Origin of the sequence: Pseudomonas sp. MWU12-2020 (assembly GCF_023100605.1) — a bacterium.
GTDB lineage: Bacteria > Pseudomonadota > Gammaproteobacteria > Pseudomonadales > Pseudomonadaceae > Aquipseudomonas > Aquipseudomonas fluorescens_H.
In genome coordinates, this window is sequence record NZ_JALMEX010000003.1 from 22,723 (window position 1) to 38,557 (window position 15,835).

Here is a 15,835-nt window from a genome sequence, read left to right on the forward strand (position 1 = left end):
TGCGATCTTTGATTTTGTTTTTTAAGATCAAGATCAAAAGATCGCAGCCTTCGGCAGCTCCTACAGGGGATTTGGGTGATTTGAGAATATGTGATGTTTCAGAAATGACTAAGCCCGGCCGAAGCCGGGCTGTGGAAGAACTGCTCATACTTAGCTGATGGCTGCAGCAGTACCGGTCTTGTCGAAACCATCGGCGGCCACGGTTTTGCCGATGTTGGTTTTATCAAAACCATCTGCGGCGTAAGTGCCCGAGTGGCTGGTTTCGATGACGGCGGAACCGCCGGTAATAAAGTCGGAGGATTTGGTTTTGTCCGAGCCATCGGCAGCGAAGGTGTTGGCGGCCAGTACGGACAGGGTCAGGGCGAGGATCAGTTTGGTTTTCATGTTCTTTACTCCAGATTCGTTGGCGGATGTGTCTTGCATGGGTTTAATGCTACGCCAACTAAGTTGATTGAAAAGCGCAAATTAATGCTAAAAACAATCGATTAACTTGATATTAAGGGCGGCGCGTTGAAATCGCTTTCGTCGTCGGAGCGAGCGTCGCGCAGGTCATCGATCAGGTGATTGCAGAATGAGGGGGCAGCATTAATCAGCGATTAATCGTTGTTAACCGAAGGTGAGGGATTTTTCATACTTGCGATTGGCAAGCGGGTGCTGCCGAGTTGTCCTGATTGATCTGGAACCAGGGTGTGCCCCTCGCGAGCAAGCCCGCTCCCACAGAGGAGTGCATTCCAGTGTGGGAGCGGGCTTGCTCGCGAAGGGGCCCCTACAGCCACCGTTGCAGTGGCTGTGAAAACCCGATCAGTCAGTCACGATCCGCGAGTGTTTCTGCGTGTCTTTCATGGTGATGTACACCAGCAGCGACACCGCGATGCACGCGGTCACGTACCAGTAGTAACCGGTCTCCATGCCGATGCTCTTGAACCACAGCGCGATGTATTCGGCGGTGCCGCCGAAGATCGACACGGTCAGTGCGTACGGCAGGCCGACGCCCAGCGCGCGGATTTCGGTCGGGAACAGTTCGGCTTTCACCACGGCGTTGATCGAGGTATAGCCGCTGACGATGATCAGTGCGGCCATGATCAGGAAGAACGCGCCCCACCAGGTCTGGATGGTGTGCAGGGTCATCAGGATCGGCACGGTGAAGATCGTCCCGAGCACGCCGAAGGCGATCAGGATCGGACGACGACCGATCTTGTCCGACAGGCCACCGATGATCGGTTGCAGGCACATGAACAGGAACAGCGTGGCGGCGGAAATGGTGGTCGAGTCGGAGATGCTCATGCCGACGGTGTTCACCAGGTATTTCTGCATGTAGGTGGTGTAGGTGTAGAACGCCAGCGTACCGCCCATGGTCAGGCCGACCACGGTCAGCAGTTCTTTCGGGTGACGCATCAAGGTGCGCATCGCGCTTTCCTTGGACTTCTCTTTCTTGGTGAACGACTCGGTTTCTTCCATGCCGCGACGCAGGTACAGCGCAACGATCGCGCACAGTGCGCCGATGGCGAACGGAATACGCCAGCCCCACGCATACAGCTGTTCGGTGGTCAGCATGTTCTGCAGCACGATCAGCACGCCCAGCGCGATGAGCTGGCCGGAGATCAGGGTCACGTACTGGAAGCTGGAGAAGAAACCGCGACGTTCCTTGGTCGCCATCTCCGAGAGGTAGGTGGCCGAAGTGCCGTATTCGCCGCCGACCGACAGGCCTTGCAGCAGTCGGGCGAAGACCAGCAGGATCGGCGCGCCGATGCCGATGGTTTCGTAGTTCGGGCTGAGGGCGATCAGCAAGGAGCCGAAGCACATCAGGTAGACCGAAGCCATCAAGGCTTTCTTGCGACCGACCTTGTCGGCGTACAGGCCCATCAGCCAGCCACCGATCGGGCGCATCAGGAAGCCCACGGCGAAGATCGCGGCGGTGTTCATCAGTTGCGCGGTGGTGGAACCGGCGGGGAAGAAGGTCTTGGCGAAGTACAGCGAGAAGGCGGCGTAGACGTACCAGTCGTACCACTCGACCATGTTGCCGACCGAGCCGCTGAAGATCGATTTGATCCGGCTGGCGGTGGTTCTTTGTTTGGCGGGCGCGGCAGCCGACCCAAGGGGCAGGGCGTTGGAGTTATCCATTGAAGGATCCTTCGTTTAATTGTTTTTGTGGAGCGCGTAAAAACGCAGCCTGCCGGGGCTATAGCAGGAGCTGTGCCAACGGGGAGAGGGGCGGTTTAGAGGGGGGTAGCGGGATTTAATGAGCGGAAATCCGCTTATGTCTGGATTGTGGTGAGCGGAAAATTGCTCATTCAGGCTGATGGATAAATGTTGCCTGTGCGGGCCTCTTCGCGGGCAAGCCCGCTCCCACAGTGGTCGGTGGTGTTCACACATTCTGTGTTCAGCACCAAACCCTGTGGGAGCGTGGCTTGCCCGCGAAGAGGCCCGATCAAACGCTGCAGAACTCAGCTGCCCGAAACAAACATCTCCCGACTCAACCCATGCCGCTGCAGCTTTTCATTGAAGGTCCGGCGCGGCAGCTGCAACTCTTCCAGCACTGCTTTCACATCACCCTTGTGCCGGGTCAGCGCCGCACGCAGGCACTGCGCTTCAAACGCTTCCTGCTGCGCGGCCAGTGACTGGCCGGGGTCGATGCCTTGCACCGGTTCATCGAGGCCCAGTACCTGCCGCTCGGCGACGTTCGCCAGTTCCCGCACGTTGCCCGGCCAGTCGTGGCTGAGCAGGTGACTCAATTGCGCCCCGCTCAACGGCGGGAAAGTGCGGCCCAGACGCTGGGCGGCGCTGAAGGCGAACGATTCGAACAGCAGCGGAATGTCTTCACGCCGATCGCGCAGCGGCGGCAGACGCAGTTCGGCGACGTTCAGGCGATACGCCAGGTCTTCGCGAAAACGTCCGGCGCGGGCCTCATCCAGCAGATCAGGCTTGGTCGCGGCGACGATCCGCAGATCGACGCGAATGCTCTGGTTCGAGCCCAGGCGTTCCAGCTTCTGCTCCTGCAACACCCGCAGCAGTTTCACTTGCTGGGCCAGCGGCATGCTTTCGATCTCATCGAGAAACAGCGTGCCGCCGTCGGCGTATTCCAGCTTGCCGATGCGCTTGCCGGAGGCCCCGGTGAACGCGCCGCTTTCATGGCCAAACAATTCCGCTTCGAACAACTGCTCGGGGATCGCCGCGCAGTTCAGCGCCACGAAGGGCTTGTCGGCGCGTGGGCCGAAATCATGCAGGCAACGCGCGATCAATTCCTTGCCGCTGCCGGTTTCGCCGCGGATCAATACGTTGACCGGCAACGCTGCCAGATCCAGCACTTGCCGGCGCAAGGTCTGCATGCCACGGGACACGCCGAGCAGCGTCGCATCGAGTCGGGCGCGGTGGTCGGCCTGCTCGTGCAGGGCACGGTTCTCCAGGACCAGCCGACGCTTGTCGAGCGCCCGGCGCAGGCTGCCGAGCAGGGTTTCCGGGCTGAACGGTTTTTCGAGGAAGTCGTAGGCGCCGTCACGCATGGCTTCGACCGCCATCGGCACATCGCCGTGACCGGTCAGCAGAATCACCGGCAGATCGGCATCACGTTTCTGCACTTCGGCCAGCAACTGCAGACCACTGAGCCCGGGCATGCGCACATCGCTGAGGATCACCCCGGGAAAGTGCGCCGGCAGCGCGGCGAGGCAATCTTCGGCGCGGCTGAACAGCTGCACCGCGAACCCCGACAGGCTCAGCCATTGCTCGACGGCGCTGCGAATGCTGCTCTCGTCATCGACCACCATCACTGAGTTGAGCATCAGATGTGTGCCTCCAGATCGATCGGCAGGGTCAAGGTGAATATGGCGCCGGACTCGCCATTTTCGGCACTCAGCCGCCCGCCGGATTCATGCACGATGGCAAAGGATACCGCCAGCCCCAGGCCCAGGCCGTCACCCACCGGTTTGGTGGTGAAAAACGGGTCGAACACCTGGTTCAAGTGCTGTTCGGCAATCCCGCCGCCGTTGTCGATCACGCTCAGGCGCCACAGTTGTTCGTCGGCCTCCAGGCGGATTTCCAGACGCTTGCACGGTTTGCCCTGCATCGCATCGAGGGCATTGCGCAGCAGGTTGATCAGCACCTGCTCGAGGCGGATCGCGTCACCCCGCACCCAGGCCGGACGCGTCAGGTGCAGCACCAGACTGACCTGTTCGTCACGCAGGCGGGCGTCGAGCAGTTGCAGCGATTGATCAACCACGGTTGCCAGATCCAGCCGTTCGCGCAGGCCGCTGGGGCTCTTGCGGGCGAAGGTTTTCAGGTGGCCGGTGAGCGACGCCATACGCGTGAGCATGTCGTCCACCGGTTTGAGCGCCTTGTAAGCATCATCGACGCGGCCATGCTCAAGCAGCAAACGCAGCGTCGCCAGCTGCATGCGTTGTGCGGTCAGCGGTTGATTGATTTCGTGGGCGAGTGCGGCGGACATCTGCCCCAGCGCGGCAAGCTTGGCCGATTGCACCAGCCCATCCTGTGCGGTGCGCAGATCGCGGGTGCGTTCTTCGACCAGCTGTTCGAGTTCTTCGCGGTTGCGCTGACGGACTTTCGACAGGCGCCAGCGCTGGTTGAGGAACAGCAGCAGAAATACCAGCGCCAGCCACACCCCGGCAGCGGCCAGCCCGGCATTGCGCAAATCTTCGAAGGCCACTTGCGGGCGGCGCAGCAAGTGCAGGGTCCAGCCTTCGGTGGTCAGCGGCAGCGATTCCCACAGGTAGTCCGCCGTTCCGTCCGGGCCTTCGACCCGCCGCAGGTCGCTGTTGTCGTCGAAGTGGCGCAGGGACAGATGCGTCAACGGCAGCAGTGATTGTTTGTCGTACTGCCGGGTACGCTTGATCTCAGCCATGTCGCGGCTGTCCAGCGGCCGCAACGAGCGATAGCGCCAGCCGGGCTGGTTGGCGATGAAGATGATCCCGCGCGCATCGCTGACCAGCAGCGTGTCGCTGCCCTGGCTCCACTCGCGCTCCAGTTCCGGGAACTCCAGCTTGACCACCATCGCGCCGAGGAACTCATTGTTGTCGCCCAGCACCGCGCTGGACAGGAAGTACCCGGGGATGCCGCTGGTCACGCCCACCGCGTAAAACCGCCCGCTGCCCTGAGTGCGGGTCTGGCTGAAGTACGGGCGAAAACCGTAGTTGTGGCCGACGTAGCTGCTGGGCAGGCGCCAATTGCTGGCGGCCACCGCGAGGCCGGTGTGATCGAGCAGTTCGAGGGTCGAGGACTGCGCCGCGCCATTGATCTTCTCCAGTTTCAGATTCAGCGCGTCCTGTTGCTCGGCACTCACCGGCCCGCCGAGCGCCCCACGTAATTGCGGGTCCAGCGCGAGCACGGCGGGCAGGGCGCGATAGCGGTCAATCAGGGTGTGCAGCGCATTGGCGTACAGCGTTAACTGCTGGCTGGCGCGGGCGGCGTCCTCTTCCAGCGCCTGACGTTCGGCGTGGCGGATGGCAAGGGTCGCGGCAATGGCCGCACCGGCAATGATCAGCAGGGTGTACAACGACAGACGCAGGATACGGGAAGTCGGCAGCATGCTGGGCTAATGGATAAGGGGACGGGCGGGCACGATAGCATGGGGCTGCGGATCCTTCTCGCTTCACACGTCAGTGGATCAGACCGTGCTGAATTGATGCGATTTTGAACGCAGCATCGTTCGCGTGTAATCCAGTTCGTTGATCACGGCCGCCGTGGCTTGCCACAGACTTTGCGGTGTGTCGCCTGCGTTTGTGCCAATCAGTCCGACAGTGTTTATGGCGCTGACGCCAGTGGCCTCAAAGGCGTTTTCGATGGCGAGCATGTTGGCGGATAAATAGTCGATCAGCCCGCTCACGTGGGCGATGCCCCTGGCAACCTTTTCAGCCGTGAGGTCATGGCTGGCACCGATGATTTCGTTGGCTATTTCAATGGCCCCCAACGCTGCACTCGCCGTGGCGCTGATTTCGGAGGCGGCTTCCGGCACCATTTTCTTGGCACCGGCGCCGATCAGGGTGGAAGCGACTTCCTTGGAACCCTTGAGCACGCCCTTCTGCGTATCGGGGATCATTTTTGCGTATTTTTGCTGCATGTAATCGATCGGGGCCATGGTTTTGTATTCGGCTTTCTCGACAATCTTCGCCCTGGAGATGCGGCTGGCCTTGAATTTGATCGAGGCGCCGACGCCCGTGCGCTCTGCGGCGTAATCCCATAGTCCACTGATGACTTTTTTCGCGCCAATGCCCATCGCGACCCCCACCACATTCCCCGCGCCCGGAGCGATGGCGCCCAGCGCCTGACTGCCAATGCCGACCAGAATGCCGCCGCCGTAGGCGACAAGGTGTCCTGCCACATACACACCGGTACGGCGCGCGACGGAACCGGCAAATTGCCCGGTCGAGCGCTGATTGAGCACCTGTTGCTGGGCATCCCGAGCGCGGCGCGATGACAGGGCAAGAATGTTCTGGTGGCGAATGACCAGGCGTGACAGGTTCTCCTTGCCCCGGGTGCGCTGCCTTCTCTCGGCGCTCTGCGCTTTCCTCTGATCGCGCTGATCGGGGGTTTCGATAGCCAGGAAATCATCCAGCCCCTGGCCATCGGTGTCGATGTAACCGACCGGGTTGTTGGCGACAAAGGCATAGAGATTCAGCCCGTCGATATCTCCCGCCGGATCGGCGCTGATCCAGCGTTGCAACCAGGGTGCATAGTAGCGGGCGCCATAGTAGTAGAGGCCACTACCGTCCATTTCCCGGCCTGAATAGCGCAGGGTTTTATAGCTCGCTTCCAGCGCCGAACGGGCAGCCCACCAGGCTGTGCCGCCAAACGCGTAATAGTGCTCCAGGCTGATGACGCCCGCATGGCGATCCAGTTCCAGCGCGCAGGAGCCGAGGTGGTCGTCGAGGCTGTAACGCATCTGATCGTCCTCGATGGCTGCCGGTCGACCGCTGAGCCAATGCAGGCAACGCGCCCCCGGCAGGGCGATGACATGCAGCTGCTGACCATCGCTGCGGGTGTGGATTTCCAGGCCCGGCAGGTAACGTACCTCGCGGCGATGGGTGATCGACGGCGTGTGGCTCAGCGCGCATTTGTAGACGCGCTCACCCTGGCTGTAGCGGTAGAATTCTTCGTCGTCGGGCAAGCCATTGGCGTGTTGCAGCAGGGTGGCACGGGCCAGTTGATCGTAACTGTTCCACTCCAGAGGCAGGGCGCCGGGCTGCAGTTTCAACTGGTTGCCATGGTGGTCGAAGTGATCGCTGAACACCGGGTCGGGGTCAGCGGTTTTCCAGCGCAGCCCCCGATTGCTGTTCGGGTCGATCTTCATCTGTTGGCAGAAGTTGTGGCCTTCGCGCATGTGGACAAGCTCGACGAGATTGTTGCCCGCATCGTAATGATAATGCTCGGTGTAGTTGAAGCGCCGTCCGGGGTCGATGGGCTCGATCAGTTGCGGCAAGCCTGGCGACTGTTGCGGGATCTGGCCTTCGAAGCCGCGACTTTCGATCAGCCGATACAACGAGTCGTAGACGAAGTGGCGATGGCCATCGACGCGCTGATTGGCGAAATACACCGTGCCCAGGGTGCGGTCTTCGATGCGTAAGATATTGCCGACCGGGTCGTAGGTGTAATGCAGATCCTGCAGCGGTTTTTCCTGGTCTTTGCCTGCCAGCAGGTGCAGCAGGCGACCGTCGACGGGATCGTAGACGCGGCGGCTGCGAACGCCATTGCCGGCCAGTTGTTCGAGTGGTTGACCGGAAGCGTCGTACGTGGCTGCGTCGAGCACCGTTCGCGCGGCGTTCGCTCCGGCAATCCATAGCGACGTCTGATGCAACTGTCCGGCGACGTCGTAGCGTGAGCATTGTCGATGACCGCCGGCATCGGTGAGCTGCAAGACGTTGCCGTGCGCGTCGAACGCCATTCGGGTGATGAACGCGCTGGGCTCGCCGGCCAGGGTGCAGGCTTCGCTGAGTGCCTGGCCGCCCAGACTGTAGCTGTCGATGAGCACCGTGGCGCCGGGGTCCGAGCGCTCGCTCAGTTCGCCCCGCAAGTTATGTTCGGGGGCCGCGTTGTGGTCGGCATAGGTGTAGCGCTCGACATCGGCTTGCGCATTTTCGGCAACGGCAATCAACCGCAGCATCGGGTCGTAATCGTAACGCCACCGGTTGCCGCGCTGATCGTGGCGTTGCCGCAGCTCATTCGCCAGACCGGGCAGGATGATGCGCCAGCCGGCATCCACGCTGTCGACCTTCAGCGCCAAACCGCTCAAGCCGTACACGGTGCTCAGACCAGCGCTGGCGGCTGTGTCGAACAGGCGGGGGGCCCACTGTTCGATCAGCCGTCCGGCCGCGTCATGCCGTTGCCGACTGATCAGGGTTTGCTGCGGCTCGCCGTCATCGGCTCGCAGATAATCGACCTGACGCACCGTCAGGCCACGTCCATCAGTGACTGTCAGCTGTGGGGTGCGCCAGTGAATGTTGCGGTTCATGATCAAGGGGCGCCTGCTGGTGTCAGGGTCATGGCCGACTCCCGGAACCGGCACGGTAGCGTTCACGGATGGCGGGGACTTTTTCCCGATACATGCTCAGAAACTCGCGGGCGATTGCGATACTTTCTCGGGCGCGGCCTGTCTGGCGTGTGAGGTCTGCCTGACGCACGGTTCTGGCTTTTGTCGTACCGACACGGTTGAGGGCCAGATCGAACAGGTAGTCACGCGTGTGGTGGCGCTCATCGTAAAATTCGCTGATACCCAGTTCGGCGAAGGCTGCGTTGTTCGCAGCCGACAGTTGCGAAACCAGCGTATCGAGCTCATCCAGGGTGTCGTGGATTTTCCCCAGTTTCATCGATGACAGACCTTCCTCCGCTTCCTGGGCCTGCTGGGCGATGCTGCCCATGGCCATGGCTTCGCCAACCCCGGGCACGTAGGCGCCGGCAACTTTGCTGATGCTGTCCACCGCCAGTTGCTGCAGGCCTTCGCGGCTGCGTACGTCATATTTGTCACGGGGCGGAAGCAATGGCGCAGGCTGCCCGACAGCCTGAACGGCATCCCGGTTGAAGGTGGAAGTTTGCGGGACAATCGGGGTATTCAACGCCAGTTTGTCTACCAGCGTATCGAACGTCGCGACGCCTTTGTCGGCCACCTGGTTGCCCAGCGTCAGCCCGATCAGATCACCGGATAGCTGCGGCAGTGCTTCGGCGGCAAACGTGGCGGCATTGAACGAAGTGAACCAGCCAGTGGCGGCGCTGCCGATTTGATAGAGCGTGTTTTTTGCCAGCGTCCGGCGCCATTGCCCGGGGTGTTGCAGGTCGATGAGTTGACCCTGTAGCGTCTGCATCCCGCTGTCGATGGCGGACAGTTGCTTCGCGTTCCCGCTGATCAGGCGCTTGAGTTGCTGGGGCGAGCGGTTGTAGCCGCCGTCATCGAAATAGCCGATCGGGTTGTTGCCGACGAACGCGTACAGATTCAGGCCGTCGATGTCGCCCCCCGGATCAGCGCTGATCCAACGCTGCAGCCACGGCGCGTAATAGCGTGCGCCGTAGTAGTACAGGCCGCTGACGTCCATTTCCTTGCCCGAATAACGCAAGGTCTTGTACTCGACCTCCACGGCCGAGCTCGCGCTCATCCACGCGGTGGCGCCAAACGGGTAATAACCTTCGTGACTGATCAGGCGTGCCTGCCGGTCCAGTTCCATCACGCATGAACCCAAGTGATCGTCGAGGGTGTAGCGCAACTGGTCGTCGGCAATGCCGGGCGGTTTGCCGCTCAGCCAATGCAGGCAACTGACGTGGCCCGAGCCCGTGGCGAGGTCGATCACGTGCAGCTCCTCGCCGTTGTCCTTGCTGCGGATTTCCAGCCCGGGCAGATAACACACCTCGTGAAAGTGCTGACTGGAACCGGCGTAGGTTTCATGGCGTTTGTAGACGCGCACGCCCTGGCTGTAGTGATAAAGCTCGGCGTCATCAAGAGCGTTTTCGCGTTTGATCAGGGTCACTGCCGCCAGTTGATCGCGGGCATTCCACTGCAGCGCCTGTCCCGGTTGCAGAGTCGTGAGGTTGCCATGGCGATCGAACAACCGGTCGAAATCCGGTTCGGGATCACCTTCGTTCCAGCGCACGCCACGGTTGCTGGCCGCGTCGATACGCATTTGCCGGGTGTAGCAGGCGCCGTCACGCACATGGCACAGCTCCGTCAGGTTGCCGCCCTGATCGTAGCGGTAGGTCTGCAGGTAATTGCGCCGATCGTGGGGATCGCTCGGTTGCGGTCGGCCGGGAAGGTCGCTGGGGGCGGCGTCGTCGTAGCCGCTGGCGCTGATCAGTCGATACAGCGAGTCGTAGCTGAATGCACGTTCGCCGTCGACCCGCTGATTGGCGAAATGACTGGGGCTGAAAACGTGATCGAGGATGCGTGTCGGGTTGCCGACCGGATCGTATTCATAGGTGAAGTCTTGCAGCGGTGATTCCGAACCCTTCTGCGCCCATTGCCGCAGCAGGCGGTCGGTGCCGGGTTCATAACACCAATAGCTGTCGACGCCGTTGCCGGCCTGCTGCGCGATGATTTGTCCGGCGGCATTGAAGCGGGCGTCGAGCAACACCGCTTGCCAGTCGCTGTGCCCGGCCAGCAGCAGTTGCAGATGCCGCAGCTGGCCGGCAAGGTCGTAGCGCGATTGCTGGCGGTGGCCGCCGGCGTCGGTCTGTTCCAGCACCGCGCCCAGCGGACTGAAACGGCGTTGCGTGACAAACACCCGGGCGTCGGCAAAGCGGCGGCTTTCGCGCAGCGCCTCACCGGCCAGGCTGTAGCTGTCCAAGATCAGGCTGCCGGATGCATCGAGTTGCTCCAGTAACCGACCGCGCTGGTTGTGATCGGCCGAGGCGCTGGCGTCGGCATAGGTGAAGGTCTCGCTGTGCGGTTCGGCGCTGTTGCTGATCTCCACGTTGCGCAGTTGCTCGTCGTAGCGGTTGCGCCAGTGCACGCCGCGCGCATCCCAGCGCTGCAAGGCTTGTCCGGCCAGCCCGGGCAGGCTCAGGCGCCAGCCGCCATCGACGCTGCTGATCTTCAATGGCTGGCCGCTGAGGTCGTACAGGCTGGCGACACCGGGTTCACTCAGGCGCGGGTCGAACCGCGCCACCAAGCGGCCGCCGGCGTCGTACTGCTGGCGTGTGACCTGGGCCTCGGCGCGCTCATCGGCATGGGCGCGCAGGTAGGTAATCTGGCGTACGGGCAAGCTGCGACTGTCGATCGCGATCAGCGACGGTGTGCGTCGATGCAGATTGGCGTTCATCACTGCAACGTCTGTGCTGATGTCGGCGGTTGCAGCAGGACAGACTCGTCAGTGTCATTGAAGTCCTCTTTGGCCAGGTACCACGGATGATGATGCTCGCGGGAAACATAGCCCTTGGCGTTGATCAGCTTGATCGCACGGCCGAGCGGGTCATAGAACAGCTGGTCGAAGTAGCCGTGCTGGCGCAGGGATTGATCGTTGACATAGCCATGGCTGTCGGCAAAAAACGGCCGGAACTGCCGCACCGCCAGCCCTTTGTTGTTGTACTCGACCCGTGCGCTGACCCGCCAGCGCGAATCGGTGTGTTCCTCGCGCAGCTGTCCGCGATCGACGATCAGCGACCCATCTTCGGCCACTGCATAGGCGATTCCGGGCTCTACCCGTTGCAGGGTTTGCAGCGGCCGGCCAAAGCCGTCCACGTAGCTGATGATGATCTGCACCAATGCCGGCACCGGATCATCGGGGTAGCGGTCGGCGTTGAATACCGCGCTGTGCACCGGTTGGCGTGCAACCCTGGTCATGAGTTTGCGCAGCGCCAGTTCTGCCGGCGTCGGCGCCTTCAGTTGCGCCAACCGGCGACGCGCGCTGGCGCGAATGTGCAGGCTCGGCAACACATCGCCGCTGGCCTGCCACTGCGCCAGCAGATCCGGCGTGGCGTTGACCACGGACGGCAGCCGTCCCATCCAGCTGAACAAATCCTTGCGCAAGGTACTCGCGGCTTGTTGCACCGCCGCCGCCGGGTCGGCGATGGCTGAATCTGGCGTCAGGTCCAGAGGGCGAACGTATTCGCTGAGCGGGCGGAAGCCGGCGGCGACCGCGTTTTCGGTGCCGTGGAAACTGCTGGCCAACGGTTGGCCGGAAGGCTCGTAGAGCGCTTCCTGAATATTCTCGTTGGCGTCGATGATGCGCACTGGCGCCAGGGCGTGGTAGTCGTATTCGCAGCGGGTGACGCAGCCATCGGGCAGTTCGACGCTTTTGATCAGCAGGTGGTATTCGTCGTACTGCGCCTTGGTCCAGCCGTGGCTCAGGGTTTCGCGGTGTTCAAAAACCCGGAAGAAATCGTCGGCGCCGGCGTACTTCGCGTAGTTGTAGCTCGCGGACCAGAGGTCCTGTGGGGCCTTGGTTGCAGCCGGTTTTTCGAACAAGCGCGGCATTTCGGTGTAACCGATGTTCTGCAACTCGACCCGGATATCGAACGGCGGCGGCAGACTGGCGTAGGCGTCGAGGGCGGTCTGGTCAAGCTGTGCCAGTTCCATCGGCCCGGCCAGCGCTTCGAAGTCGGCCGCACCGTCGGGCAACAGGCTGCCGCCCTCGGTCTTGAGATAGCGTTGCACGGTTTGCCCGGTCAACACCCTGAGCGCGTTCCATTGCGGCGAGTCTTGATGCGCCTTGAGTAATTCCCATGACACCTCCTGCGGATTGAGGCCTGACGGGAGCTTGCCCTTGGGCAGCACCAGCGCATTGCTGCGCTGCTGAAAGGGCAGGCCCAGACGCCACTCTTGCAACTTCTCGTGCAGATTAATCGCGCGCTCGCGCGTTTCGTTGAGATAAAAAAACTGCTGCGCCGGGTCATGCGCGTCCCGCCACCACTGTTGTTCATCGGGGTCGTCGAAGGGCGGGGCATCGGCGGCGATGCGACGTCGCGCGTAGCTGACAGTAAGGCTGTGCGTGGCGTGGCCGAACTGGCTGCTATTGAGCAACACTTCATGACGGCACAACGGGTCATCAATGTAACCGTCGTACTGATAACTGATGGTTTCCAGCGGCAGTGGCAGCAGCACGCTGGCCGGTTCGTGTCGGCCTTCGGGCTGCACGTCACGCACCAGATAACGGCGCTCCTCAGCCGCGAGCAGCCGTGTGCTGGCCGGGTCGTCGCTGTCGGCCCAGGTTTCGCTGCGGGCCACGGCGCCGGCCAGCGCCCGAGCGATTCTATAGCGTGTCGTTTCGTCCGCCGGTGTCACCGGTTCATCGCATTCATCGTTGCGGTGATAACGGCTGAAGACCGTTGGCTGCAAGGCGTGCGCCTCGGCATCGGCATCGAAGTAGCCGTGTCTTGGCCGGTCCATGGCTTGCCCGGTGAGGAACCAGGTCAAGACCCGCACCGGTGCCGTGAAGCCGACGTCGTCATCGCCGCTGGCGCTTTCGCTGTCAGTCTGTTGCAGATGGCCGAAGCCACTGAATTCGCGCTCGATGCTGTCGTAGAACCCTTCGCGATAGAGACACGCCTGCGTCAGGCAATTGCCGGTGATTTCATCCAGCTGCCGTTGCCGGCTGACCACTTGCACCGCGAACGGCAAATGGCAGACCGGTGTCTCGGCGGGATGTTCGATCAGCCACTGCTGTTTTTCGTCCAGCCATTCCTGAGCGGAGCTGCGGTACACCACCTGCGTGGCGCAGCCCATATTGTTGTTGGTTGCCGTCAGCAGGTAGGGCTTGGCTGCGATGAAATCGTAACGCCAGTGCTGCGGGGTCATGTGTGGCACGGTCAGGATCAGGCTGGCACAACCCAGGCCTTGCAGGTCGGCAAAACTGACATGGCACAGGCGGTCGTAGCTCACGCCCTCCGGCCACGGTACGAAGACGGGTGTCTGTTCCAGACCATTGCCGCCGCGATTGAGGTAGATCTCGAAGCCGGAGGTTTTCAGGTAAAACAGGGCCGGTGCACCGGAGCCGTCGATGTCGGCGATCCTGATTTGCTCGACGTTGAACTCGGCATACTGGAAGGGCAGTGCACTGATCACCCGACCTGTGCCGAATTTGCCATGTCCCAGATTGGGCCAGCATTTGATTTCGTTGTGGCGGATCCGGCACAGCTCGCTCATGTCGCTGGCGAGCATGTTGCCCAGAAACACCAGCTCGGTGGGTGAGTTGCTGAACAGCGGCAAACTGTCCTCATGGTCTTCACGAAGCACTTCTTCGGCGCTGGAAAAACCGTTTTCCCGGCGGTTGGCATACAGGCGCACGGCGCGTGGGCCGATCATCGCCAATGAGTTGAGGCCATCGCCCACCAGGTCGCCCAGTTGCGAAAGGGTGTTGAAAAACTCCAGTGGCATCCCGGTAAACGGCAGGAACGGCGCCCAACTGCGGTCGGCGTTCAACGTGCGATAACCGCTGATGCCCGGTTGGGCGACGATCCAGTCCAGCCGCCCGTCGCCGGTCAGATCGAGCAATATCTGCCGGGCGGCGCTGTTGCGATTCGCCACCGGGATCTGCTCCAGCGCCGACCAGGCGCCATAGGTAATGGCGTCCGGCCCTGATGGGGCGCGCAACGGTTCGCGGTAATACCAGCACTGATCGTAGCGGCAGAGGAACCCCGGCACGCCTTCACCGTACAGATCCACGCACTGGTAAAACTGTCCATCCTCAACGCCCGGCATGTTTTCTTCGGCGAACAGCCGTGCAGCGGTTTTGTTGATCTCGAAGGGCGAGTAATCGAACTCCACCGGCGGGGTCGTTTCCACTGCGCCGCTGGCATCGAAGGCCTGATAGTGAGCGGCGGTGATCCGGTTGTAAGTCCAAGGGCCGGCGTCCTGTGGATACTCCAGCAACAGCCGCCGCACCAGCAGCGGATAGTCTCCGGCGGGCCGCGAGAAGTGGTGGAACATCAGGATTTGCCGGCACAGACGCCGCGTGCCCAGCTCGAAACCCTGGCCGTAGCTGGAAAAGGGATCCTGGCGTTTCCCCCACAGTTGCAGGCTGTCGCCACCGTACACGGGGGCCTGCGTCAGATCACGGGTGCGCTCGCCGTAGTCAAACAGCAGATGAAAGTGCCAATCCAGTTCGGCCGGATCTTCCACGGTCCAGCTGTACAAGTGCTGGCTGGCGCTGACGTTGCCGTAGAACACCGCGCGCAGGTAGCGCTGGGCGCGGTAGTCGTGGATCGGGTCGGGGTCCTGATCATCGGCCAGGTAGTCGAAGCAGATGTGCTCGCCGCGCGGGTTCATGCTTTCGCACAGCAGCCAATGGCTGACCCGCAGCGCATCGTCCGGATCGGCCCGGCGCGAGGCGCTGGTCTTGCCGTATACCTGCAATGAGCCGTCAGCCCCGTGGATCAGCCAGAAGGGGGGCTCGGCTGCCGTTTTCGTTGCCCGTTGCCAACGCTCGCGGAGGGCAAAGTCACCCTCGACCCTCGGCCAGTAACGGACCACGTTGTGATAGCCGACTTCAATCCCGTTATAGGATTTTTCCAGGCGCGACTTCGGTGTGCCATCGTCGTTGAGTTCAGGCAACCACTCTTCACCGTCGTCACCGATGATTTCATCGAGATCGGTATACCGCGGTACGCCTTTTTGGGTACGACGGCTGATCTGACCAATCCCCAGGCTCCAGCCGACGCCGAACGGCCCGTTGCCGGCCTGGCTGTTGTAAGTCAGGGAGAGTTGCGGGTCCCAGCCACGTCCGACGGACAGGGGCAGCGGCAGTTCAAATGAAGCGGCGCCGGTCGCGCCGACCGCGCCCCAGCTTTTGCCGATCGTGGTGATCGATGCGCTGCTGGCGATGGACGGGGTGATGATGCTCAGCTCTTGATCGGCCATGGTCGGATCCATTGCACACGCGAGGCGCGTGGGTGGATAGACGCTAACAGCAAG

7 protein-coding genes are annotated in these 15,835 nt (G+C 62.0%); all 7 read right to left on the bottom strand.

All coding sequences use genetic code 11. The annotated features are described in order from the left end of the window. Positions 1 to 150 precede the first annotated feature (150 nt). Positions 151 to 384, bottom strand: coding sequence for a hypothetical protein (locus M0814_RS07515; RefSeq protein WP_003227625.1), 234 nt, complete (start codon positions 382 to 384; stop codon positions 151 to 153). A gap of 417 nt (positions 385 to 801) precedes the next feature. Then, positions 802 to 2,121 carry an MFS transporter gene (locus M0814_RS07520; protein WP_003227623.1) on the bottom strand — a complete coding sequence of 440 codons (1,320 nt, stop codon included), beginning with the start codon at positions 2,119 to 2,121 and terminating at the stop codon, positions 802 to 804. A gap of 323 nt (positions 2,122 to 2,444) precedes the next feature. Continuing rightward, positions 2,445 to 3,776, bottom strand: coding sequence for a sigma-54 dependent transcriptional regulator (locus M0814_RS07525; protein WP_103486345.1), 1,332 nt, complete (start codon positions 3,774 to 3,776; stop codon positions 2,445 to 2,447). Next, positions 3,776 to 5,536 carry an ATP-binding protein gene (locus M0814_RS07530; RefSeq protein WP_103486344.1) on the bottom strand — a complete coding sequence of 587 codons (1,761 nt, stop codon included), beginning with the start codon at positions 5,534 to 5,536 and terminating at the stop codon, positions 3,776 to 3,778. Before M0814_RS07530 ends, M0814_RS07525 begins: the two co-directional genes overlap by 1 nt. A 78-nt stretch (positions 5,537 to 5,614) precedes the next feature. Next, positions 5,615 to 8,455 (bottom strand): RHS repeat-associated core domain-containing protein, encoded by a 2,841-nt coding sequence (locus M0814_RS07535; protein WP_103486343.1) that lies wholly within the window; start codon positions 8,453 to 8,455, stop codon positions 5,615 to 5,617. Positions 8,456 to 8,483: 28 nt separating this feature from the next. After that, complete coding sequence (locus tag M0814_RS07540; protein WP_103486342.1) at positions 8,484 to 11,246, bottom strand: RHS repeat-associated core domain-containing protein; 2,763 nt, start codon at positions 11,244 to 11,246, stop codon at positions 8,484 to 8,486. Continuing rightward, complete coding sequence (locus M0814_RS07545) at positions 11,246 to 15,781, bottom strand: SpvB/TcaC N-terminal domain-containing protein (protein WP_103486341.1); 4,536 nt, start codon at positions 15,779 to 15,781, stop codon at positions 11,246 to 11,248. Before M0814_RS07545 ends, M0814_RS07540 begins: the two co-directional genes overlap by 1 nt. Between the last annotated feature and the right edge of the window lie 54 nt (positions 15,782 to 15,835).

Excerpts from the sequence above, each read along its gene's own strand:
- M0814_RS07515 (WP_003227625.1), bottom strand. The coding sequence starts at position 384 with ATGAAAACCAAACTGATCCTCGCCCTGACCCTGTCCGTACTGGCCGCC.
- M0814_RS07520 (WP_003227623.1), bottom strand. The coding sequence starts at position 2,121 with ATGGATAACTCCAACGCCCTGCCCCTTGGGTCGGCTGCCGCGCCCGCC.
- M0814_RS07525 (WP_103486345.1), bottom strand. The coding sequence starts at position 3,776 with ATGCTCAACTCAGTGATGGTGGTCGATGACGAGAGCAGCATTCGCAGC.
- M0814_RS07530 (WP_103486344.1), bottom strand. The coding sequence starts at position 5,536 with ATGCTGCCGACTTCCCGTATCCTGCGTCTGTCGTTGTACACCCTGCTG.
- M0814_RS07535 (WP_103486343.1), bottom strand. The coding sequence starts at position 8,455 with ATGAACCGCAACATTCACTGGCGCACCCCACAGCTGACAGTCACTGAT.
- M0814_RS07540 (WP_103486342.1), bottom strand. The coding sequence starts at position 11,246 with ATGAACGCCAATCTGCATCGACGCACACCGTCGCTGATCGCGATCGAC.
- M0814_RS07545 (WP_103486341.1), bottom strand. The coding sequence starts at position 15,781 with ATGGCCGATCAAGAGCTGAGCATCATCACCCCGTCCATCGCCAGCAGC.